The following is a 24,444-nucleotide window of genomic DNA, read 5'->3' on the forward strand; positions in this document are numbered from 1 at the left end:
TTATTAATTTAGCACTGTTTAAATTACAAAAAATCTATGGAGCAAAATAGCCTTTATTAATTTAGCACTGTTTAAATTACAAAAAATCTACGGAGCAAAATAGGATTAATTAAATCAGCACTGTTTAAATAGCAAAAAATCTACGGAGCAAAATAGATTTTATTAAATTAGCACCGTTTAAATTGTAAAAAATCTACGGAGCAAAATTTAATTATTGGAAAAAGCACTGTCTATAAAAAGTAATTTAAAAGTGACGCATAAATAAAGTATTAATACTCGAAAAATTGTCCGATTATTGAAAATAAAATTTCTTTATGCTAAAGAATAAGAGAAATTACTTTAATATTTTTTTAATCAATCGCCAAAAGTTAAAGTGATGTAGTGAATACTACTTTTGTTGTTTCCTTAGAATGTGATGTTTTAATTATGGGTGGATGTTTCTGTCAACTACTTGTATTGTTTCATTCGGGTGGGATGCGTCAGTTATGGTGTAAATGACAACCGAAAAATGGTCCACGATAATAATCGAAAAACGGTCCATTTAAATGTAAATAATAGTAATATAATCAATTCATTCTTTCTCCTCCTAGGGGGAGAAAATTTTTTATCCATTTTCTTTTGTTCATTTTATCGTATCTTCCATCCTATAACTTATTCTTGTAGATAATATTTTCTTTAATAAAAGTTTTGATACCCTAGCAAATCGAGATAAGGTAGAAACGCTAGGGTTGAAAATCGACAAATAACCCTTGCGGATCGGGAAAAGATATAAATGCTAGGGTCAAAAAGCAGCTCTTAACCCTAGTGATATGAAAAAAATAGAAAACGCTAGGGTCGAAAAGGATGGAAATGAATGAAAATGACCCTAGCGAAATAAGAAAAATAGAAAACGCTAGGGCAAAAAGAGAAAAAATGACCCTAGTAAAATCATAAAAAATAAAAACGCTAGGGTAAAAGCTGGTTTTTTAGCCCTAGTGAATTAAGAAAACACAAAAACACTAGGGTTAGAAATAGTTTCTTAAAATTATGTTAATAAAGTATGATATAAATAAATTATTGTACATTTTTGTTAAAATGTTATAAAATTATCATATAATATTATAGGGAGGTTACTAAATATTATCGTATTTAATAAAATAGTTATGTTTTCAAAATTCATTTAAATGATAACTCATAACTTAAGAGAAAATATAAAACAAATGACTGATGAAATAATTAAACTTTAGAGAGGTGATATTATTAATAAAATATTAGACTATGGTGTAAATGATTATATTGAATCAAAAAAATATACGGCAAATAATGAAGTATTTAGAATAGTAAAAAAAAACAGAAATGCTATTTTCGTTATCAACGGAGAAAGTGAAAATGTTTTAATTGAGGTAAATAATATTAATCAGGATCTTGTTGTTGGTGATTTTGTAGAAGTGATTTTATTTGAAAAACAATATTATGTTACAAAAATATTAGAGAGAACTACAGTTTTATCGAAAGCTTCTAATCGAACTAAAAAAAGTTATGCATATAATGTAAACGAACAGTTATTAGCGGCAAATTTGGACCAATTATTTGTTCTAATTGCTGCCGACCAGAGATTTACATTATCAAAATTGGAAAGATATTTGATGACTTTTGGTGGAATGGTTACAGATATAAATATTATTATTTCTAAAAGTGATTATATTGAATTAGCTAATAAGATAAAGGAAATCATTAAATCTACATATCCAGAGATCAATATTATTTTTAGCTCTATATATAATGATAAATCTATGGAAGAGTTGAAGTCATTCTTTATGCCTAAAAAACAGCTGTATTATTGGGTTCATCTGGTGCTGGTAAGTCAACTTTGTTGAATTATTTATTAGGAAATTATATAAATGACACGCAAAAAGTAAGGAGTGATGGTAAAGGTAAACATACGACTACTTCAAGTACTATGTTTTATATAGAATCGACAGATTCATACATTATAGATACTCCAGGTTTTAAAACTATAAATACAAATAGAGAACTTAATGAAGAAATTTTGTTTAGTAAGATATTAGAATTATCTAATAAATGTAAATTTACCGATTGTAAACATGAAAATGAACCGGGATGTGCTGTAAATAAAGCTATTGAAGATGGAGTTATATCTAAAGATTTGTATGAAAGATATTTATTAATTAAAGAAAAAAATGAAAGATATGAAAAATTCCTAAAGAAGAAAAATAAGAAAAAAAATTTAAAACATTAGAGGTGTAATAATGAAAAAATTAATAGTTTTATCATTAATAATAATATTTGAATTAAGCTTAATTGCGTGTTCAAAAAAACAAATAACTACTAAAGAAGATGTAATAAAATTTGTTGAAGAAAAAGGGAAAGATAATATAACTGTAGAAGATTTTAAGCATTTAGACAGACTAACTGAAGAAGAGAAGTTTTATAATTCTGAAAAATATATTTTTAAATTAGACAACAATTGTAAATTATACCTAAGTGTTATTGATGATTCCGGAAAGCCAACTTATATGGGGATAAATGATGGTAAAAATAAAACTATTTTAAAATGATGGAATGTAGCAAGTATAAAAAATGCATTGCTGGGATATTAAGTTATAGTTTAGAGGAGTATGGTTCGATTTCATGATAATAAAAAATTACCTTAAAAATAATAAAAATTTAATATTTCGAATTATTGCATTCACATTTTTGAGTACAATTTTTATTTCTTTAATTCCGATTTGTACAAAACTAGTGATAGACAATTATAGTAATTTAAATGTAAGTAATGCTATTTTTTATTCTTTATTTTATATATTATCAATACTACTCTTCCTTTTTTTTGAATATAAAAAGAAAGTAAGCATTGTCAAATTCGGATATAATTATTCGGTAAATATTAAATACGAGATTTTTAATTCTATAACAAGGATGAGTCAAAAAAATATTAATACTAAATCAAATTGAGATATAATAAATGCTATTACTAATGATGCTGAAATGGTTTATGAAAATTATATCTATAGTTATATCTCACTTATAATAAGTGGAATTTCACTTTTAGTTTATCTTACGTATATGTTTTATCTAAATTGGATTTTAAATATAGTAATAATTATTAGCGCAATAATATCTTTTTTCATACCAAAACTTGTTGGGAAAAATATGAGTGTTAAGAGAAAAGAATTTAGTGACAAAACGGCAACACTAATTCATAATCTTGAAAATCTACTAGAAGGTAGAGAACTATTCAATTATTGTACTTCTGATAGCTTTTCTAGAAAGTTTCAAAACTATAATGAGATTAATTATAGTATTTTTGAAAATATAAAGATATCAAATCCTACTAAAGTACCTGACAAAGAAATATTAGATATAGTTACAAATATTTATAACAAAGATGTAAACAGTCTAAGTATGGGAGAAAAGGCAAGAGTAAATATTGCTAGAGCATTAAATACTTATCACAATGTAATTATTTTAGATGAATTCTTTGCAAATATAGACACAAAAAGTGAATATGATTTAACTAAATTATTATTAAAAACTAACAAAACTATTATTTTAGTTACGCATAATACTGACGATGAGTATCTAAAATTGTTTGATGAGGTGATTGAAATTAATAATTATATGTGATTATTAAATAATGGTTGGTTATATAAAAAAAGACTTCTATAAAGTATTCTTTGTAAAGGAGGGTAATAAAAGATGTGTGATATGGAAATTGACTTAGTTGAAGTAAATAAAGATTTTAAAGAAAATGTATATACATTAATTAAAGATTTTTGGAAAGAACATAATAATATTCATATAACAGATGAAGAAGCGAAAAAGGATTTTGAAGAATGGACTAAGGAAGGGCATAAGTTATACATAATAAAACATGAAAATGAATATATTGGTTTTGCTCATTTAGGGAGTAGAGGGGCTGCAATAGATTGGCTGGAAGATCTATACATTTCTAAAGAGTTTCAAGGTAAAGGCTTTGGTATCGAGGTTATCAATCGATTAGAAAAAATAGTAAAGAGATATTCCGAATCTTTATATATTGAGGTTGCTGCAAGAAATTTAAATGCCATGATGCTATACAGAGATTTGGGGTATGATTGTCTTAACACTATTACTATTCGTAAAGATTTTAATGTGGAAGATTTTGAAGTAATTAAAAGAGAGCAAATTGCAGGATTAGATTTTGAAATAAAAAAATATAAAGATAATAAATAGTTTAATCTATAAGTATAAATATATACTTAATCCATTCATACAAAAACAATTTAACTTTTGCTGGAGGAAATAGTGAATAAGAAATCTATAATACTCATTTCTTTAATTCTAATAATTACAATAGCTTAATTGTTAATCCTAATAATTACAATAGCATTCATTTTTAAACCAAAAGAAGATGAAAAACCAATGCCAGAAGACTTTGAATTTGAATTCACTTATGGAGTTGAAGGATTCTTTTATTTTTCAAGTAAAGAGAATGTCATTTCGAATGGTTATTTTACAAGCGAAAATAAAAGACAGACTACTGAATTAGTCTTATCAGATGACCAAAAGAATGAAATTTGGTCAATAATTCAAAAATATAAACTTCTGAATTATAAATCGGTAAAATTTAATATTTGAATGAATTTATTTTTAAATATAATACTCATAATTACTTCCAAGGGTGCTTATAATCTAAGCATTTCCTTGGAATTTTAGTTTTTAAATATCTTAAACAAAGATATTGTCATCTTATATATCTAAAATTTGATTATATATATATTTATATATAAATTTTTATATCACTTCTAAAATAGTTATATTCGAAAGATTTTTTTATAAATGAAATCGAAATATAATTAAAATATTTCTAAAATTTTGTTGGATATTTTATTAATAGACAGTATAGAAGTATGTATATATCGCTATTATGCATGATTGTAAAAAGATACTATTTCATACATTAGATAAATTTAAAGTAAAGTATTGAAAACGAAAACAAATTATGTTAAAATTAAAACATGAAATATAGAGATGTATAGTTAAGCTTTATATACGAAGTTAGTGTAAATACAAAAAGTATATAAAAATTTTATTTTATAGAACCTAAAAATTCAATAATAGTGCAAAAGGAGGAAACATGAGTAATAAAATATTTAAAAAGGTTTTAGTAATTTTTCTTAGTTTATCAATAGTACTTTTTGGAGGAATATATAACGTAGAAGCTTCTGACTCTACTTCGATAGATGGGCAAGGATATGTGGTTAGAGGTAGTATCTCAGATAAATATTTGCAGGGTTCAGTTGGTGGTAAAGCAAGTAATACATGGCCATCGGTTACACTTATCGGTGAAGTATATATTATTGGAAAGGCTGGATCTCGTGTTAGAGTTAAAGATTCTTCATCAACAACCTATAATTCTTATGATATTGCTAATATTAAAACAGATATTAGAAATAATAAAATTATTCCAATAAAATGGTATAGAGGATATGTTAGAGCTGTTATTTCTAATGTTGGAGTTGTAGAAACAAGATGGATGCATAATTAATATATAAATTATTCTAAGCACTATTATTGTGTTTTTGGGGGAAATATGAATAAAAAAATATATTTTTCTATACTACTTTTTATTTCTATTTGCATGTTAGGTGCGTGTAACTATGGAAGAAAAATTAGTGGAAGAGAATTTTCTAATATTACTATAGATTATAATAATCAAGGTATACATAATCCTAAGAGTATTTTAAAAAGCAAAGACAAATTTTATATTGATAATGATGGGATTATTTTTAGTGTTAGTTTAAAAGACTTTAATTATAAATTAATTAGTACACTTACTTATATAGATGGAAAATATAAAAGTGATTTAGATATTTCTGAAATAGGAGAATTTAAGGAATTTGAAGAAAAAAGTTATCTTCCAGATGTACATTTGGTTGATGATAAAATTGTATATATATCTGAAGTTAAGAGAAATGGAGAAAATTATTATAAACTATCATCTATTGATTTAGATGGAAATAATAAAAAAGACTATATTACGTTTTATGAAGAGGTGACAGAGTTTAAAGTGTGTGATGGTTATTTTGTAATATCTACAATTAATAATGGACATAATCAAATTTATTTATATGATAAGAAACTTAATAGTAAGAAAATATTTATTAATGGTACATTAAGTGCAACTTATCAAAATTATCTAATCTCAGAAGTTGTTAATGGTGAAGTTGTAGATGTTTATCGATATGATGTTAATTCTGGAGAATCAAAATTAATCTTACATGATTATGGTTTTGTAAAATCAGTTAGCAATGGATTGATATCGACTACAAAGCTTAATAATTTTTATGATATCAACTCTAACTATAAAAGCTTTGTATTTGATTTTCTAAATATGAATAAAATAAAAGAATTTGATAATTTAATTCCTTTATTTTTTGATGAAAACTATATATACTTTTCGAAAGGATTTGGAAAACAAGTATTTATTAAGACTGATAGGGTAGGAAAAATGATATATAAATACGATTCAAATAAAATAAAAGAAGAAAATAATTATTCAAATATAATTGCAAATATTGATGATAATTTAATATGTATGGATAATAAAACTGAAAATAAATATTATATAATAAATTTAAAAGATAACTCAGTTAGGAAAATAGATTTTAATAAATATTATAATCAAATTAAGAGGTAAATTATCATGAAACAAAAAAAGACATTCTCATTATTATTTTTAAGCTTATTTCTAATTTTCACAGCTTGTAGTAGTTCCAAAATAAAAGGTGATATAGTATATGGAAAAACCTCTTTAATAGATCCTTTTCAAGCTATTTATACTAATGATGGAGCTTATATTCTTGGTAAAAATAGTGTGTTTTTTTATAAAGATGGAGAGAATCAACTGCTTTTTTCTAATTATATTGTAGATGATAAGTGGGTAAGGGTAGAAACATCACAAGGAGAGTCGATTTCTATTTCTCAAAATTTTAACAATTATATTTCAAAAAAGATATTAGATGATGCTTATATTATGGGAGATAGATTTTATTATATATCAGAGTATACTAATTCAAAAGGAGAACTTAAATACTATTTATCTTCCGTGAATCTTTTAGGTAAAGATAAGATTGATCATATTTTAATTAAGCAAGAGCCTAATGTATTTTTTATAGCAGATGATTATTTCATAATTGGATTTTATACAGATGATCAAAAAAACTATTTAGCTTATGATAAAAATTTAAAGGAACATGATTTACATCTTAACGGAAAACAAATAGAAACTATATATAAATCTCTTGTATTTCATAGCAAGATGAATGAAGACGATAATTATGATATATGGATTTATGATTTAAAGACGGGAAAAGATAAATTGTTTTTAAAAAATTCAAGAAATATTACTGCTTTGGGAGAAGGATATATTGCAATATATATAGAAGATTCTGCTAATTCTAATGAAAGTAGCTTTATTTCTAAGATATATAATATTGAAAGTGGAAAGGAAATTTTAACACTGAAAGATCGCGTGATTTTTGATTTTGACAATAATAAGTTTTATGCAAGGAGTGATGAAACACTAAATAAATATTACGAATATGATATTAACGGAAATGTTTTAAATGAAGTAGAAAATAAAAATTATCCTGATGCTTTTCAAATACTTGCAATTAATGATGGAAAGGCGCTAGTAAGTAGCAATAAAGCGTCAAATATTTTTTACCATATTGATTTTAAAAATCAAAAAATAGAACGCATAGAGGTAAAATAAAATGACTAATAGATTAGAATTGGTTGAGATATATAAGTCTTATGGTAAAAACGTTGCGCTCGATAGATTGAGTATGGATTTTGAAGATGGAATTTATGGGCTTTTAGGACATAATGGAGCCGGCAAGACTACTTTATTAAATATAATTTCGGGAATAATCGATTATGAAGGTAGAGTTTTATTTAATGGTGAGGATATTAAAACACTTAAAGAAGAATTTAAGGATGTGCTTGGTTACGTTCCTCAGCAACAAAATCTGGATCTACCTTTAAGCTTAGAGCATTTTCTTTACTATATATCAGGGCTCAAGGGAGTAGACGAAAAAGGTTTAGTGGAAAATATCTTAAAAGACTTAGATTTATATGAGCATAGAAAAAAGAGTTTATTTCAAATATCTGGAGGGATGAAACAAAGACTATTAATAGCGCAGGCTCTTTTAAATAATCCTAAAATTTTACTTTTGGATGAACCTACAGCAGGTCTTGATCCTGTTCAAAGAAGAAATTTAAGGGATATACTTGCTAAAATATCAAAAGACAAAATAGTCTTTATAGCGACACATGTGATAAGTGATATTGAGCTTATAGCGGATGAGATAATTTTTATGAAAAATGGGTTTGTTGTAAATAGGGATAAACAGGATAATCTTCTTTCCAAAATAAAAGTTTATGAAAGTTTTGAAGATATTGAAATGTTAAAAAAGGACGATGATAGTATTAAGCAGGTTAATATTATGAGAGTCGGTCCAGATTATAAAACCAGATTTATCTCAAAAAAAGATTATCCAAATAGAGTTAGTCCAAATATGGATGATGTATATTTAGAATGGTTGGGCTGATATGGTTTATAGAGAATTAAAAAAAATAATTAAATATAAATCTATCATCTTTTTTGTGATTTTCTTTCTACTTATTATATCTGTTATGAATTTATTTATAACGCTTGAACCTAATGTTGTTTCTAGTAAGAAAAGTTTTGATAACTTTAAATCTTTGCCGGTAGAAGATATTGGTAAAGATACAATACCGATGGATTTTCCATCTTTAGTTTTATGGGAAGCAGATTCTTTGATAGGAAGAGAAAAGTATATTAAAGATGAGATAAAAAATTTGGATAAAAAAATTAAACTACCTATGCTAGATTCAGATGAGAAGAAACTATTGACTCTTGAGAAAAATAGTTTGTCAAACATCATAGGAATGGATATTAAATTTTCTCATACTGCTTATTTTTATAGCTATATAAATAATTTAATCTATTCAGGATTTTTATTTCTATGTCTTTTAATATTCATCTTTTATTATGTATTTTATCAGGATATAGAAAATTCTTTGATTACGCTATACAAAACCTACAGGATAAACCTAAAGAAACTATATATTTATAAGTTTTTGGCGTTTTTGATTTTCTCGTTCGTAATTTTATTAATGTGGGCGACTATTGATTATATTTTTCTTATAATTAGTGGAACTGATAAGAGTCTTTTTATACAAAATATAAAAAACTTTTATTTCGCACCATTAAAGCTTAGATTATATCAATATATGTTTTTAAATATAGGATTGATTTATTTAACACTTATATTCCTAATATTTTTATTTAGCTTTCTTTTATTTATATTTAAGAGAGTAGGTTTGGCGATTTCTGGACTATTTGCTTTTATACTGCTTGAGTTTAGTATGTATAATAATATTGCATTGGGATCTTCTAAGGAATTTTTTAAATTGTTTAACATTTTTAGTATCTTTGATAGACCGTTTAAAAGGACACTACCGGTAAAAATGATTACTATAGGTCAGGTTGAATATATAGTAATAATAGGCATATCTATTTTACTAATAGGTTGTTTAATATTATCATGCATTTTGTATGGTAAAGGGATGTCTTTAAAGACAGAATTAAACGGCATTTTTAAGGGACTTAGAACTAAAAATATATTAATAAACGAAATATATAATATTTTTATTGGATCTAAAGGGATGGTAATATTGGTTTTGTTGGCTATTTTCTCATATATTTCGTATGAAGATTTCTATTATGTAAGAGCGGATAATTATGAAGCTTTAAGCAGAGATAAACGAGAATATTATGGTGAAATAGATGATAAGCTTCTTTCAAAACTTGAAGCTAAATATAATGAAGCAAAAAAATATAGTCAAAGGGGACATGAACTATTAGAAAAAATGATAAAAACTGATGAAGAAGAAGCAGAATTGAGAGCCTTAGCTCCATTTTTTGGAAAATATCAAAATCTTAGGATAATACGCGATGAGATTAATTTTGCGAAAGAAAATGGAGCGAGTTATTATGTGGATACTCAATCTACGGATTTCTTACATTCAGTTAACAGTAAATATAACTTTTATAAAGATACTTTTATTGGACTTGGTTTAATAAGTGTAATGACAGCCCTATATATTTCATCAAACTATAATTCCAAAATAGAAAGATTGTATGAAACAATGCTAAGGGTAAAGAGAAGAAATTTATTTAGGCTAATACTGCTTTATGTAGTTTCTTTATCTATATTTGCTATTCTTATCGGGACTCATATAGGTAAATTATATAAAGGATTCTTTTATAGGATTTTGGACATATCTATAAATAATATATTTCCCGTATCTTCTACTATGAATTATAGATTATTTTTAGCATTAACCTTATTTTCCTATATTTTGTTTATATTCACATTTGTGAATATTAGTTATTATATTTCTTGTAGAAATTCAGTCATTAATTCTTTTATAATAAGTTTATTTATCAGTATACTTCTCATGTTAGGATTTTTAATCTTACCAGGATATAGTCCTATTTCTATATTAAGATATGAGATTTTTGATAAGATTTATTTGTATATTATTTATATATTTATTTATATAGGATTGGATATTTGGATATTGAAAAAGATATTTAAGTAAAAAATTTAACTGAAAAGACTTAACTTTAGTCTTTTCAGTTAAATAGCCTATCTATAATCATCTTCATAACCATCTAAGTTTTTTTAAATCCATGGTATAGCATAACTTGCTTATATCTATCTAGTTTTTTTAAATCTTTAACTGCTTTTTATGAAATACAATTGTATTACATTATTTTCTATCTGTTAATTTATATTTCAAAATATTCCCAATTAGTGATAAAATATACTATGCGTTCAATTATTGAAACAATAAAGTACATAAGAGGTAATTATGATAAAAATAATAACAACGGTTGAGTCCATTGAACAAGCTGAGCAATTGCTTGAAGCAGGCGTTGATGAACTTTACTTTGGACAGGATGAGTTTGGTTTAAGGTTGCCAAATTCATTTAATAGAGAAGACCAAGAAAAACTTACAAAGATGGCACATGATGCCGGAAAAACAGTATCTATAGCTGTTAATGCAATATTACATAATGAAGATATAGAAAAGCTACCAGAGTATTTAGAATTTCTGAAGAGTATAAAAGTTGATTCTATAACTGTAGGAGACCCTGGTGCAATACATATAATGAGAAAAAATGACTTGTTTATACCATTTAGATATGATGCACAAGTGATGGTGACAAATAGTAGACAAATTAATTTTTGGAAGGAAAGAGGAGCAATCGAGGCGGTAATTGCAAGAGAGCTTCCTAAAGAAGAGTTAGAAAAATTAGCTAAGAATTCTAAATTGCCAGTTGAAATGCTAGTTTATGGGGCTACATGTATACAACAGTCGAGAAGACCATTACTACAAAATTATTTTAATTATATAAAAAAATATGACAGTTATGGAAAAGAAAGAGGATTTTTCATTTCCGATCCTAATGATAGCAGCACACATTATTCTGTGTATCAAGATATAAATGGTACACATACTTTTGCTAATAATGATATTAATATGTCCCTACATCTTTTAGATTTAGTTAAGATGGGAATTTTTACATGGAAATTTGATGGAATATTTACACCAGGTAAGAATTTCGTAGAAATAGTTAAGCTGTTTATAAAGGCAAAAAATGAAATATTAAATAGAGAATGGAACAGTGATAAAGCGAAAGTATTAAATGAAAGTGTAAAAATGCTACATCCTAAAAATAGAGGAATGGATACCGGATTTTATATGATAGATCCAAGTATGATAAGGTAGGTAAATATGACTACAAAGAGAACATTAAAAAAACCAGAGGTATTAGCACCCGCTGGTACATTAGAAAAATTAAAAGTTGCTATTAATTATGGTGCAGATGCTGTATTTATTGGTGGAGAGGCATATGGACTTAGATCAAGAGCTGGAAATTTCGGTTTTGATGAAATAAGAGAAGGTGTAAATTTTGCTCATGAAAGAGGGGCGAAAGTATATGTTGCTGCAAATATGGTAACTCACGAAGGCGATGAAAAAGGTTCAGGTGAATTTTTTAGGACTTTACGTGATTTAGGAGTAGATGCGGTAATTGTTTCAGATATTGCTCTAATTTCAATTTGTTTAGAAGAAGCTCCAGGTCTTCCTGTGCATTTATCTACACAAGCGTCAGCGGCAAACTATGAAACATTAAATTTCTGGGAATCAGAACGATTGGAAAGAGTAGTCCTTGCTAGAGAAGTTTCCATGGAAGAAATTGTAGAAATGAAAAAACATGTAAATGTTGAAATCGAAGCATTCATACATGGTGCGATGTGTATCGCATATTCTGGAAGATGTGTATTGTCAAATCACATGGCAAGAAGAGATGCCAATAGAGGTGGATGTACACAATCTTGTCGATGGAAATATGGATTGTTTGATATAGACAAAGAAGGAGAAAAAAATAGCATAACTACAGGTGCGGATGATCCTAAAACAGAAGCATATTCAATGAGTTCAGTGGATATGAGCATGATACATCACATACCTGATTTGTGTGAAGCTGGTGTTGAAAGCTTAAAAATAGAAGGAAGAATGAAATCCATTCACTATGTTTCAACTGTAGCAAGTGTATATCGTGCTGCGATTGACAGTTATTGCGAAGATCCAGATAATTATGAATTAAAGCAAGAATGGATAGATGAGCTTTGGAAAGTTGCGCAAAGAGAGTTATGTTCCGGATTTTATTATTTCGTGCCATCTGAAAATGAACAATTATTTGGAAAAAGAAGAAAAGAGTCAGAATGGGACTTTGTGGGAGAAGTGTTGTCTTATGATGAAGAAACTAAGATTGCAACAATTCAACAAAGAAACTATTTTAATGTTGGTGACGAATTAGAAATTTATGGACCTGGTATGAAACATTTCAGACAAAAATTGAAACAACTTTGGAATGAAGATGGTGAGGAAGTAGAGGAAGGTAATCAAGCTATGTTTATTTACAAAATGAAAGTTGAACAAGCTGTAAATTCTCATGATTTAATTAGAAGGTATATAGGTGAAAATGAAACAAAATAAAAATAATTCTAAAATAGTTTTTTCAGTTATAGCGTTATTGATTTATCTAATAGCATGGGGGAATCTACTCTTTAATTGGAATGTGTTTAGCATTCCCTCTGATGCTTTTTCAACTATATGCATTTTTGTTACTTCTATACTTTTATGGATATTTGTCGCAACAGATTGGCCAAGTTTATTAGCGATATTATCCATTGGAATATTGCCGAAAATAGGATTTAACAGTGCTTTACAGGGTTCTTTTGGAAACACAACATTTGTATTTTTGCTTTTTACTTTCATAGTGACTTACGCACTAAATCAAACTATGTTTCTTAAAAGGGTGAGTTATGTGCTTTTAAATTCAAAACTTGCAAAATCAAGTGGATATGGGTTTATTGCAAGTTTTCTTTTAGTTGTATTATTTATAAGTAGTATAATGTCACCAACAGTTATATTTATGTTTCTATTCCCATTATATGAAGAACTAGTTCATCAGTTTGGATGGAAAAAAGGCGATAAATCTGCAAGTAGATTACTTTTTGCGTTATTTACAACTATTGCAATTGGTACGGCGATGACACCGATAAATCACGTGTTTTCTGTAACAGCGATGTCAATTTTCAAGGCAAGCACAAATACTGAAATCACAAATCTACAGTATATGATTTTAGGAATACCATCAGGTTTAATCTTGTTCGGGTTTTTACTCTTATTCATAAGAAAAATCGACTTTTCTAATATTAAAAATGTAAGTTTAGAATCTTTAAAAAATATAGGGAAAATGGAGAAAAGAGAAAAAATCATAGTAAGTATTTTCTTTACTATGATTGGTTTATGGATAGTGCCAGAAATGTTTATGTCAGTTTTTCCAAATTTTGCAAAAACAATTAAAGGAATGGGATTAGCATTTCCGCCTTTATTGGTTACTATAATCCTATTGATTATAAAAATAGATGACAAACCTTTATTAAATATTTCTGAAGCTATTACAAAAGGAGTTCATTGGCCAAGTTTATTATTGGTCGCAGCAACACTTTTATTAGGCTCAACTATCTCAAACAAAGAAATTGGAGTTGTTCAAATAATACAAGATAATGTAACACCACTTATAAAGAACTTATCACCAATGATAATTGTATTTATTTTTGCAACAATAGCTGGACTATCAACCAACTTTACATCAAATTTAGTAACAGTTTCATTTGTTTCGACAATATTGATGACACTAAAACCATTTGGAGTTAATTTGGCTTCAGTCATTTCAATAATTGGATTTGCATCATCACTTGCAATGATGACAGCTCCATCAATGCCATACGTAGCTGTTTCAATAGGAAGCGAATGGACAAACTCTAAAGACTGTATAAAATTTGGCGGTATATTTTTAGTGATATCTACGTTAATTTTGACATTTATTACATATCAGATTGGGGTAGTAGTGTTTTAATTTAAATAATTTTTAAGAGACTGTTTTGGATAACGGAAAAGTTATTCTAAAATAGTCTCTTTTATTTGATTATTCAAAATTGTCTAAGGTTAAATTTAAATAAAATTTACATTGAAGTAGATTAAATTGTATTGACATAATATTGCTTTTACTATACAATAAAAATACAGGAGGTGTATAATGTCAACAACAAATATAAACATAAGAACAGACAAGCACATAAAAGATGAAGCTGAAAAAATCTTTTCTGAACTTGGATTAAATATGTCTACAGCAATAAATATGTTTCTTAGAAGTACCATAAGAGAGAATGGTATTCCATTTAACTTAAGTTTAAATACACCAAATAAAAAAACAGCTCAAGCAATAGAAGAAGGGAAAAAGATTTTAGATGACGATAGTATAGAAAGCTATTCAAACATTGAAGATCTGAAAAAAGCCTTGGGTGTATGAAATATAAAATAAAATTAACATGAGGTAAATATGCTTGAAAAACAGAGAGAAAAAATAGATGAAATTGATAAAGAAATAGTCAGATTATTTGAAGAGAGAATGAAAGTTGTAGTAGAAGTTGCACAGATAAAAAAAGAAAACAACTTGGAAATTTTTGATTCAAGTAGAGAAAATCTGGTTATTGAAAAAGTACAAAAATATTTAGAAAATGAAAAACTTAAAAAATATTTGGAAGAGTTTTATAAAGATTTAATGAATCTTTCTAAAAAATATCAGAAAGATATTATTAATAAATAAATTAATAAAGGGCAACTGTAATTATAAGTTTTAATGCAGTTGCCCTTTTCTGTCTTTATTTATTTAGTTATTTAACACATTTTCTTCTAAAAATACTGCTACGCCATCTTCTACATTTTTTAATGTAATATAGTCAGCAACTTCTTTTACCACTGTTTGTCCATTTCCCATGGCTACGCCCGTACCAGCATCTCTAATCATTTCAAAGTCATTTTGAGAATCACCAAATGCCACTATTTCACTTAGCTTTATACCGTAATGATCAGCTAATTTTTTCATGCTTGTACCTTTAGTAACACCTACAGGCATTGCTTCAACTGAATTGTCACTTGTAAAAGTTAGATGGATTCTATCGCTAAATTTTTTATGAATCTCAGGAAAGACTTTTAAAAGTTCGTCTGTTTCACCACCAAATTGTATACTATATGGCTCAAAGTCAATTTTATCGCTTAATGTATCTTCAATATGATATTTAATTTTTGGAAATACAAAAAGTTCTTTATTTTCGTTATTTAAAATTTTTTCATAAGCAGGTCTTTCAGAAAAGAACATTTTAAGTTCGTTTTGTCTATCAACAGTAGAATATATGTATTCATCCTTCATGATAGAAATACTAAAATGATATTCTTCCATAAATTTTAAAAATTCTCTTGTAGTATCTATATCAATAGTATTTTCTGAAATTATTTCACCAGTATCACAAAGAGTTACTTTGGTACCATTAAAATTTGAAATAGCTCCACCGTACTTATTAAGTTTTAATGTTCTTAAATGATCAAATACCATAAAGTCAGGTCTACCAGTTGCTATTACAACTTTTATCCCCTTTTCTTGACATGCGATGAAGGCATTTCTTGTTCTTTCACTAATTCTATTTTCGTTATCAATTAGTGTACCATCTACATCAGTAAATATTAATTTATACATAATTCTCCTCTAATTTTCTACAATTTGAAATAAATATATCTTTAGTATATATGATATTTTTTAATGAATAAAGTATTTAACATAAATTTAACCTAAGAGTTAGATTTTTAATGGTTAATAAATTATAAATAGGGAATAATAATTATAGTTGTTAAATGTTATTAACCAAAAAAGAGTAAAATATGGTAACTGTTAAAACTTTAGAAGAATTAATTAAAGAAATAAGTAAAGAAAACAATACAATTGAAGTGGCTGGATCTATATTAATCCCACAATCTCTGAAACTAGCAAAAGGAGTGAAAATTTCTGGTAGTGAAGATTTGGGATTTTTAAGTTTCTCAGAAGGTGGTTTAGTATTAAATGCAGATAATGATGTAAAAAACTTAATGATTTCTGCAACACCTTCAGGAAGAGCAATATATTTGGAATCATCTAAAAAAGATTTAGGTACAATAAAACTTGAAAATTTAACTGTTACAGGACAAGTACAAATTTTAACTCGTAGATCAAATAATAAAGAAAATTAGAAATTGATAATATTGATATTGTAAGTGCCGATACTAGAAATCGTTCAGAAAAACCGTTGAAATATGGTGTGGTTGTACACCAAGGTGCGCTTACAGTATATAACTATTCTTCAGATCCTGAATCCATCATAAATGCAAATATTAAGAACATTACTCTTGGTAGAGAAAAAGCACCAGTTATTGGTTCAGGAGTATTTGTAGGTGGATTTAATGAAAAGGGTGGAAAAGTAAATCTTGAATATTTAAGTACAAATAAAATTTACACAAATGGCTATATTCCATTTGGTCAACCAAATATCATCACCGGTGCAATTTTCATTCTTAATGGAGCACGTGCGAAAACAATTGAAACAAAAGAACAAATTACTACTTATGGTGTAAATGATATGGCTCTTGATGTTTGGGGAGAAGTAGATAATTGGGAAGTGACTGCACCAGTTATAACTTATGGTACATCTGCTATTGGTTTTGTAAACTTTGGTACTGTTCATAAATTTGTTATGAACAAAAAAATATTAACAAAAGGTAGTGGTGCTAGAGGATTTAATCAATATGACGGTACAATTGACGATGCCACATTTGATAGTATTATCACAGAAGGCGATGGCTCAATTGGTATGCAATTCTCAATGCCAGTAGATAAAATTAAAGTTAAAGAAATCATCACGAATGGGTCTGAAGGGGAATCTTTAGTAAGTGGAGTAATCACAACTCTTAAAGCTATAGGCCTATCTATAAAAGATGGTGGTGAAATTAATGAATTAACTGTAGAAAAAAATATTGAAACACATGGTGAAGAAATAACAACATTTGTTGTAGAAGACGGTGGTAAATTAAACAAATTCACAATAGGTGGAAGCGTGAAAAACTTAGGTAGTGGAGAACAATACGAAATTGACAGTGAACTACCTGAAGATGTAGTAGAAGAAATTAGAAAATAAATTTTAATAATCACGTTGGATGTATTTATCTTAAGTTTTGAATTATTGTGCGGTTATAAATAAGAAAATCACGAGAGTAAATTAGAAAAGCGAGGATGTTTGAAGATTGCGAAGCAATCAAGTTCCGCAGCTTTTCGTCAATTTACCGAAGTGATTTTTTTATTTATGCACACAAATTCAAAACTTAAGTAAATTAACTTGCAATTATTTTTATCCTATGCTAATATATATCAGATAAAAAAATATCAGATAAAAAACAAATAGGAGAAAATAAAAATGCTAAAGAAGTCTATTTTAACAATGAACGATTTAACAATTGATGATGTAAACTTGATTTTAAATGATGCACTTTTATTTTCTAATTCTTTTAAAGATTGGCAATTATCTCGTAAGAGATTAATAGCCAATCTTTTTTTTGAGTCAAGCACAAGAACTCATTATTCATTTAATTCTGCTGAGCTTCAATTAGGCGCTAATATCGTTGATTTTAACGCTGAAAGAAGCTCTTTAAATAAGGGTGAAAGTTTATATGACACAGTCAAAACATTTAAATCACTTGGATATGATGCTGTAGTTATAAGACATGAACAAGATGAATACTTTAAGGAATTAGAAAATATTGATATACATATTATCAATGCAGGCGACGGTAAAGGAAACCATCCAAGCCAATCCTTATTAGATCTTTACACTGTTTACGATGAATTTAATAAATTTGAAGATATTAATTTACTTATTGTTGGAGATATTAGACATTCGAGAGTAGCACATTCTAATATGTACATTTTTGAGAAATTAGGAGCGAATGTTAAATTAAGTGGTCCAGAAGAGCTCATAGAAGATGAAAACAGATTTATAGATTTGGACGAAGGTGTTAAATGGGCTGATGTAGTAATGCTTTTAAGGATTCAATTTGAAAGACATAAAGATCAAATTGGAATTAATAGAGATGAATATCTTGAAAAATATGGACTAACAAAAGATAGATATAAAATGATGAAAGAAAATGCAATTATCATGCATCCAGCACCAGTAAATAGAGGTTTAGAAATAGATACGGATTTAGTTGAGGCGCCAAAGTCGAGAATATTTAAGCAAATGGAAAATGGTGTACTTGTAAGAAAAGCCATGCTTAAATATATCTTTGATGAAAAATTCTAGGAGAAAAGAATGTTAATTAAGAATGCAAAATTGATAGTAAAAAATAACGAGACAAAAATTTCAGACATTTTAATTGAAGATGGGAAAATTACAAAGATTGAAGAAAATATTTCTAATTATTATGGAAAAATTATTGATGCGAAAGAGAATTTGACCATTCCTGGTGGGGTAGAAGTTCATATACATTTGAGAGAACCTGGATTTGAAAAGAAAGAAACTATAAAAACGGGGACAATGGCTGCTGCAAAAGGTGGATATACCTCTGTTATGCCAATGCCTAATCTTAATCCTCATCCAGACAATGAAGAAGTTTTAAATAAATACTTTGAAATGATAGAAAAAGATGCGGCGATAAATGTATATCCATATGCTTGTATTACAAAAAAGTCTAAAGGTGAAGATTTAGTGGATATGGAGATGATTAATAAAAAATTTAATATTAATCATTTTTCTGATGATGGTGTAGGTGTTGCAAATGATGAAATGATGAAAACTGCAATGGAAAAAGCTAAATCTATCGATTCATTGATTGTTGCACATACAGAAGATATGTCATATATAAAACCCGGTGCTTCAGTACATGCTGGTAAAATGGCAGAACAAAATGATTGGGTAGGGATACCTTCTGAAGCGGAGTATAAGCAGATTGAGAGAGATCTTAATTTAGCTAAACAAACTGGTGCAAAATATCATATTTGTCATATTTCTGCAGAAGAATCTGTTGAAGCACTGAGAAAAGCTAAATATGAAGGGGTTGATGCTTCCGGAGAGGTTACCATTCATCATTTACTATTTACAGAAAATGATGTGAAAAATACAAATTTCAAGATGAATCCTCCTCTAAGAACTAAAAGGGATAGAGAAGTTTTGATAGATGCTTTAATCGATGGAACTATTGATTTCCTTGCAAATGATCATGCACCACATACAGAGGATGAAAAAAATCGTGAGATGGCAAAAGCACCATTTGGTATATCAAATATTGAATGTGCAATTCCTCTTTTCTATACAAATTTTGTAGAAACAGGAAAAATAAATTTAGAGCAATTTGTTGATTTGATTTCAAGAAAACCTGCAGAAAGATTTGGTTTGAAAAATAAAGGTAAAATCCAAGTTGGTTATGATGCAGATATCACAATATTAAGTGAGGATAAAAAAATAATAAATAAACAAGAATTTATTACAAAAGGTAAAAATACTCCATTCGATGGAATGGAAGTTGAAGGTTGTCCTATATATACAATATGTAAAGGAGAGTTAGTGTGGAAAAATTAAGATATTTAGTGCTTGAAGATGGTAAAGTTTTCGAAGGAAAAGCATTCGGAAGCGATAATTTTACAATAGGTGAGCTTGTTTCCAATTCATCAATGACAGGATATCAAGAAATTTTATCTGATAATAGTTATGTTGGGAAAATAATTAACTTGACATATCCAATGATCGGATCATATGGGATTACAAGAGAAGGATTTGAAAATACTAACCCTTATATATTCGGTTTAATTGTTGGAGAATATACACAAGTTCCAAGCAATTGGAAAAGTGAAATGACATTTGATGAATATTTGAAATTAAAAAACATTCCAGCTATAGAAGGTATAGATACAAGAATGCTTTCAAAGATAATAAATAAGAATCATTGTATTAAAGCGACTTTTACTGATTCTATAGAAAATGTAGAAGAAATAGTTAAGGAATTAAAAGAATATAAATCGGATGAAAACTATACTGATCTAGTTTCAATTAAAAAGCCATTTAGAATTCCAAATAATGGCGAAAAGATTGTTGTAATTGATTTAGGAGCATCAGATTTAGTTGTAAGAGAGCTTAACTTCAGAGGAAAAGATATCACCATAGTTCCATATAATTTTACATCAGAAGAGATTATGAGAATACATCCTAAAGGCATTGTGATATCAAATGGACCTGGTAATCTTAAACAGTTATATCAACTTATTGAAAGTGTTAAGCGTATGATTGGTAAATTACCTATATTTGGTATTGGGCTTGGACATCAAGTTATCGCACTTGCGAGTGGAGCTGATATTAAATTGCTTGATAAAGCACAGAGAGGATCAAATTATCCTGTAAAAAATATTGAAAATAATCATATTGAAAATGTGGTGAAAAATAATCACTTAACAGTTGATGAGAAAAGTTTAGAAAATACTGGACTTGAAATAACTCATATTGATGTAAATGTTGGGAATATTGAAGGACTTAAAGATGACAGTAAAATGATTAATTCTATTCAATATCAACCATATTATATTGCAAGCGAAAAAGTTGATTCAGCTTTTGAAAAATTTTATAACAATATTAATGAAGTGATGAAGGAAGAATGTTTAGAAAATAGCGAAGGAGAAATAAATGCCTAAGAGAACTGATATAAAGAAGATTTTAGTTATTGGATCTGGTCCAATTATTATAGGACAAGCAGCGGAATTTGACTATTCAGGTTCTCAGGCGTGTCAATCTCTTAAAGAAGAAGGTTATGAAGTAATTTTAATTAACTCAAATCCTGCTACAATTATGACGGATATAGAGATAGCAGATAAGACATATATCGAGCCTTTAACTGTTGAATTTGTTTCAAGAATAATAAATACTGAGAGACCTGATGCAATACTTGGTACTTTTGGTGGACAAACAGGACTTAATCTGGTTATTGATCTGCATAAAACAGGTATACTTGAAGCAAATAATGTTGAAATTCTTGGTACAAATCTTAATGCTATAGAAAAAGCTGAGGATAGAGAGTTATTTAAAAACTTAATGATTGAACTTGGAGAGCCTATCCCTGATTCAACAATAGTGCATACAGTGAAGGAAGCAGAAGTTTTTGCGGAAGAAATTGGTTATCCAGTAGTAGTTAGACCAGCATTTACTCTTGGAGGTACAGGTGGTGGTTTTGCAAGAGATATAGATGAGCTTAGAGATATTGTTGACAATGGTATAAAATTATCTCCCGCAAGCCAGTGTCTAATTGAAAAGAGTATTGCAGGATTTAAGGAAATTGAATATGAGATGATGAGGGATCAAAATGACAATGCTATAGTTGTTTGTAGTATGGAAAATGTGGATCCTGTAGGTATACATACTGGTGACTCAATTGTAGTAGCTCCAACCCAAACATTAACAAATGCTCAATATCTAATGTTAAAAGAAGCCTCATTAAAAATCATAAGAGCATTAGGTATTAGTGGAGGATGTAACGTGCAATTAGCTCTAGATCCTGATTCAGATAAATATTATGTTATTGAAGTTAATCCAAGAGTTTCAAGATCTTCTGCTTTAGCATCAAAGGCGACAGGGTATCCTATTGCGAAGATTGCAGCAAAAACAGCAGTTGGATTAACTCTTGATGAAATAGTAAATCCAGTTACAAAGATAAACTATGCTGCAACTGAACCTGCAATAGATTATATTGTAACAAAATTACCAAGATTTGCATTTGACAAATTTACAACTGCAGACATGAGAATGGGTACTCAAATGAAGGCTACAGGTGAAGTGGTGTCCATGGGTAGGACTTTTGAAGAGTCACTATTAAAATCAATTAGATCAAATGAAATAAAGGCAGATCATATTGAACTGGAAAATATGCCAAAAACTGAGGAAGAGCTTTATGCCAAGATAAAATTTAGAGATAGCGAAAGGCTATTTGCAATTATGCAATACATTCGTCAAGGTTATGATTTAGAAAAAATCTATAGATTAACAAAAATTGATAGATTCTTCTTAAATAAATTAGTTCATATTTTTGAACTTGAAAAAGAAGTTGAAAATAAAAATATGTCTATGCTTCATGAATTTAAGAAATATGGTTTTTCTGATAAATATCTTGCAAGAAAATGGGAAATTTCAGAAGAAGAAGTGTATAAGTTAAGACTTGAAAAAGATGTAGTACCTGTATTTAAGAGAATAGATACATGCGCTGCGGAATTTGATTCAAACACACCGTATTTCTACTCTACTTATGCAAAAGAAAATGAAAGCATAAAATCCGACAATAAAAAAGTTATAGTATTAGGATCAGGTCCTATAAGAATAGGACAAGGGGTAGAATTTGACTATGCTACAGTTAATAGTGTAAAGACGCTAAAGAAACTTGGCTATGAATCAATAGTTATCAATAATAATCCTGAAACGGTATCAACAGATTTTTCTATCTCCGACAAACTATATTTTGAGCCATTAACAGTAGAAGATGTTATGAATATCATAAACTTAGAGCAACCAGAAGGTGTAATAGTACAATTTGGTGGACAAACAGCAATTAATTTAGCAGAAGCTTTAGAAAAACATGGTGTTAAAATTTTAGGTTCTTCACTTGAAGCTATTGATAAAGCTGAGGATAGAAAAGAATTTGAAGAGATGTTAACAAAACTTCATATACCTCAACCAAAAGGGCAAACAGCATTTACGGTAGATGAAGCATTGGTAATTGCTAATAATATTGGATATCCAGTCCTTGTAAGACCATCCTATGTTTTAGGTGGTAGAGCGATGGAAATTGTTAAAAATGATAATGATTTAAGGCTATATATGAAAGAAGCGATTAGAGAAATTACACATGATTCACCAATTTTAGTAGATAAATATATTATAGGTAAGGAAATTGAAATAGATGCCATTACAGATGGTGAAACAGTCTTAATACCTGGAATTATGGAACATATCGAAAGAGCAGGGATACATTCCGGTGACTCAATTTCAGTTTATCCAACTCAAACAATATCTCAATCAGTTAAAGATAAAATTGAGGAATACACTATAAAAATTGGAAAAGAATTTGGCTTTATAGGATTATTTAATATTCAATTTATTGTAGATGAACAAAATGAAGTGTATGTACTTGAGGTAAATCCAAGAGCAAGTAGAACGGTACCATTCTTATCAAAGATTACAGGCATTCAAATGTCTGAAATTGCAACAAAATTGATAATGGGAGAAAAACTTTCAGATTTAGGATATGAAGAAGGTGTTCAAAAAGAAAAAAATAGAATCTTTGTAAAAGCACCAGTATTCTCATTTGCAAAATTAAGATCTGTAGATACTAATCTTGGACCTGAAATGAAGTCAACAGGAGAAGTTATGGGTTCCGACATTACTTTAGAAAAAGCTCTATACAAAGCTTTAGTCGCATCAGGAATCAAAATTCCACTTTATGGTTCAGTGCTATTAACTGTATCAGACGATAGAAAAGAAGATATACTAGATTTAGCACGAAGATTTAACTTTGCTGGATATAGGATATTTGCAACAACGGGTACGCATAAATTCTTAAAAGATAAGGGAATATATAGTAAGGAAGTTCTTAAAATTAAAGAAGAAGAAAAGGATGAAACTGTATTAGATATTATTATTAAAGGTGAAGTAAATTTTGTAATAAATACAATAACAGATTCAAAAGAATCAGCAAAAGATGGTTTCTTAATCAGAAGAGTGTCATCTGAAAACTCTATACCTTGCTTTACATCAATAGATACAGCAAATGCAATTTTAAGAGTTATAGAGTCTCAAACATTTAATATTGTATCTATGAATGAATTGGAGAAATAGT

Annotated in this window: 23 protein-coding genes; 22 read left to right on the plus strand and 1 reads right to left on the minus strand. The window is 28.0% G+C overall.

Translation table 11 applies throughout. The features are described from left to right. The first annotated feature begins 1,316 nt into the window (after positions 1 to 1,316). The 16 genes from rsgA (HMPREF9709_RS10295) to HMPREF9709_RS02780 all read left to right on the plus strand — a co-directional run bounded on the left by rsgA (HMPREF9709_RS10295) (position 1,317) and on the right by HMPREF9709_RS02780 (position 15,322). Positions 1,317 to 1,856, plus strand: a complete 540-nt coding sequence (gene rsgA / locus HMPREF9709_RS10295) for a GTPase RsgA (protein ID WP_259932687.1) — start codon at positions 1,317 to 1,319, stop codon at positions 1,854 to 1,856. After that, positions 1,850 to 2,239, plus strand: a complete 390-nt coding sequence (gene rsgA / locus HMPREF9709_RS10300) for a GTPase RsgA (RefSeq protein WP_169311904.1) — start codon at positions 1,850 to 1,852, stop codon at positions 2,237 to 2,239. Before rsgA (HMPREF9709_RS10295) ends, rsgA (HMPREF9709_RS10300) begins: the two co-directional genes overlap by 7 nt. Before the next feature lie 10 nt (positions 2,240 to 2,249). Next, positions 2,250 to 2,558: a hypothetical protein gene (locus tag HMPREF9709_RS02715; protein WP_005397702.1), complete on the plus strand. Its 309-nt coding sequence runs from the start codon at positions 2,250 to 2,252 to the stop codon at positions 2,556 to 2,558. Between the two features lie 403 nt (positions 2,559 to 2,961). Then, a complete protein-coding gene (locus HMPREF9709_RS02720; RefSeq protein WP_315853696.1) occupies positions 2,962 to 3,627 on the plus strand; it encodes an ATP-binding cassette domain-containing protein in 666 nt (221 codons plus the stop codon). Between the two features lie 72 nt (positions 3,628 to 3,699). Continuing rightward, on the plus strand, positions 3,700 to 4,215 hold the full coding sequence (locus HMPREF9709_RS02725) for a GNAT family N-acetyltransferase (protein WP_005397704.1): 516 nt from the start codon (positions 3,700 to 3,702) through the stop codon (positions 4,213 to 4,215). A gap of 129 nt (positions 4,216 to 4,344) precedes the next feature. Then, positions 4,345 to 4,620, plus strand: coding sequence for a hypothetical protein (locus HMPREF9709_RS02730; RefSeq protein ID WP_005397705.1), 276 nt, complete (start codon positions 4,345 to 4,347; stop codon positions 4,618 to 4,620). A 499-nt stretch (positions 4,621 to 5,119) separates the two neighbouring features. Further along, the gene (locus HMPREF9709_RS02735; protein WP_005397706.1) at positions 5,120 to 5,530 is read left to right on the plus strand and encodes a hypothetical protein; all 411 of its coding nucleotides are present in this window, start codon (positions 5,120 to 5,122) and stop codon (positions 5,528 to 5,530) included. A gap of 45 nt (positions 5,531 to 5,575) precedes the next feature. Next, positions 5,576 to 6,682 carry a hypothetical protein gene (locus HMPREF9709_RS02740; RefSeq protein WP_005397707.1) on the plus strand — a complete coding sequence of 369 codons (1,107 nt, stop codon included), beginning with the start codon at positions 5,576 to 5,578 and terminating at the stop codon, positions 6,680 to 6,682. Positions 6,683 to 6,688: 6 nt separating this feature from the next. Next, positions 6,689 to 7,759 carry a hypothetical protein gene (locus tag HMPREF9709_RS02745; RefSeq protein ID WP_005397708.1) on the plus strand — a complete coding sequence of 357 codons (1,071 nt, stop codon included), beginning with the start codon at positions 6,689 to 6,691 and terminating at the stop codon, positions 7,757 to 7,759. Position 7,760: 1 nt separating this feature from the next. Next, on the plus strand, positions 7,761 to 8,597 hold the full coding sequence (locus HMPREF9709_RS02750) for an ATP-binding cassette domain-containing protein (protein WP_005397721.1): 837 nt from the start codon (positions 7,761 to 7,763) through the stop codon (positions 8,595 to 8,597). A gap of 1 nt (position 8,598) precedes the next feature. Next, positions 8,599 to 10,677: a hypothetical protein gene (locus HMPREF9709_RS02755; RefSeq protein WP_005397722.1), complete on the plus strand. Its 2,079-nt coding sequence runs from the start codon at positions 8,599 to 8,601 to the stop codon at positions 10,675 to 10,677. Positions 10,678 to 10,950: 273 nt separating this feature from the next. Next, a complete protein-coding gene (locus HMPREF9709_RS02760; protein ID WP_005397724.1) occupies positions 10,951 to 11,871 on the plus strand; it encodes a peptidase U32 family protein in 921 nt (306 codons plus the stop codon). Between the two features lie 6 nt (positions 11,872 to 11,877). Then, positions 11,878 to 13,143: a peptidase U32 family protein gene (locus HMPREF9709_RS02765; RefSeq protein ID WP_005397725.1), complete on the plus strand. Its 1,266-nt coding sequence runs from the start codon at positions 11,878 to 11,880 to the stop codon at positions 13,141 to 13,143. Next, entirely contained in the window at positions 13,130 to 14,572 is a 1,443-nt protein-coding gene (locus HMPREF9709_RS02770; RefSeq protein ID WP_005397726.1) for an SLC13 family permease, read from the plus strand. The genes HMPREF9709_RS02765 and HMPREF9709_RS02770 overlap by 14 nt, the downstream gene beginning before the upstream one ends. Before the next feature lie 180 nt (positions 14,573 to 14,752). Continuing rightward, the gene (locus tag HMPREF9709_RS02775) at positions 14,753 to 15,025 is read left to right on the plus strand and encodes a type II toxin-antitoxin system RelB/DinJ family antitoxin (RefSeq protein WP_005397728.1); all 273 of its coding nucleotides are present in this window, start codon (positions 14,753 to 14,755) and stop codon (positions 15,023 to 15,025) included. A 30-nt stretch (positions 15,026 to 15,055) separates the two neighbouring features. Further along, positions 15,056 to 15,322: a chorismate mutase gene (locus tag HMPREF9709_RS02780; protein ID WP_005397730.1), complete on the plus strand. Its 267-nt coding sequence runs from the start codon at positions 15,056 to 15,058 to the stop codon at positions 15,320 to 15,322. A 63-nt stretch (positions 15,323 to 15,385) separates the two neighbouring features. Here HMPREF9709_RS02780 and HMPREF9709_RS02785 read toward each other — a convergent pair whose 3' ends face one another. Then, positions 15,386 to 16,249: a Cof-type HAD-IIB family hydrolase gene (locus HMPREF9709_RS02785; protein WP_005397732.1), complete on the minus strand. Its 864-nt coding sequence runs from the start codon at positions 16,247 to 16,249 to the stop codon at positions 15,386 to 15,388. 182 nt (positions 16,250 to 16,431) lie between these two features. On the opposite strand from HMPREF9709_RS02785, the gene HMPREF9709_RS09920 reads away from it, so the two are divergent. The 6 genes from HMPREF9709_RS09920 (at position 16,432) to carB (ending at position 24,443) form a co-directional block, all read left to right on the plus strand. After that, the gene (locus HMPREF9709_RS09920; RefSeq protein ID WP_005397735.1) at positions 16,432 to 16,776 is read left to right on the plus strand and encodes a hypothetical protein; all 345 of its coding nucleotides are present in this window, start codon (positions 16,432 to 16,434) and stop codon (positions 16,774 to 16,776) included. Between the two features lie 56 nt (positions 16,777 to 16,832). Next, complete coding sequence (locus HMPREF9709_RS02790; protein ID WP_157573224.1) at positions 16,833 to 17,717, plus strand: hypothetical protein; 885 nt, start codon at positions 16,833 to 16,835, stop codon at positions 17,715 to 17,717. A 276-nt stretch (positions 17,718 to 17,993) separates the two neighbouring features. Then, positions 17,994 to 18,878, plus strand: a complete 885-nt coding sequence (locus HMPREF9709_RS02795) for an aspartate carbamoyltransferase catalytic subunit (RefSeq protein ID WP_005397738.1) — start codon at positions 17,994 to 17,996, stop codon at positions 18,876 to 18,878. A gap of 9 nt (positions 18,879 to 18,887) precedes the next feature. Beyond that, entirely contained in the window at positions 18,888 to 20,153 is a 1,266-nt protein-coding gene (locus tag HMPREF9709_RS02800) for a dihydroorotase (protein WP_005397739.1), read from the plus strand. Beyond that, positions 20,141 to 21,256 (plus strand): carbamoyl phosphate synthase small subunit, encoded by a 1,116-nt coding sequence (locus HMPREF9709_RS02805; RefSeq protein ID WP_005397741.1) that lies wholly within the window; start codon positions 20,141 to 20,143, stop codon positions 21,254 to 21,256. Before HMPREF9709_RS02800 ends, HMPREF9709_RS02805 begins: the two co-directional genes overlap by 13 nt. Then, positions 21,249 to 24,443 (plus strand): carbamoyl-phosphate synthase large subunit, encoded by a 3,195-nt coding sequence (carB, locus tag HMPREF9709_RS02810; protein ID WP_005397749.1) that lies wholly within the window; start codon positions 21,249 to 21,251, stop codon positions 24,441 to 24,443. The genes HMPREF9709_RS02805 and carB overlap by 8 nt, the downstream gene beginning before the upstream one ends. The last annotated feature ends 1 nt before the right edge of the window (position 24,444 follow it).

The sequence above is a fragment of the Helcococcus kunzii ATCC 51366 genome (assembly GCF_000245755.1).
In the GTDB taxonomy this organism is placed as follows: Bacteria; Bacillota; Clostridia; order Tissierellales; family Peptoniphilaceae; genus Helcococcus; species Helcococcus kunzii.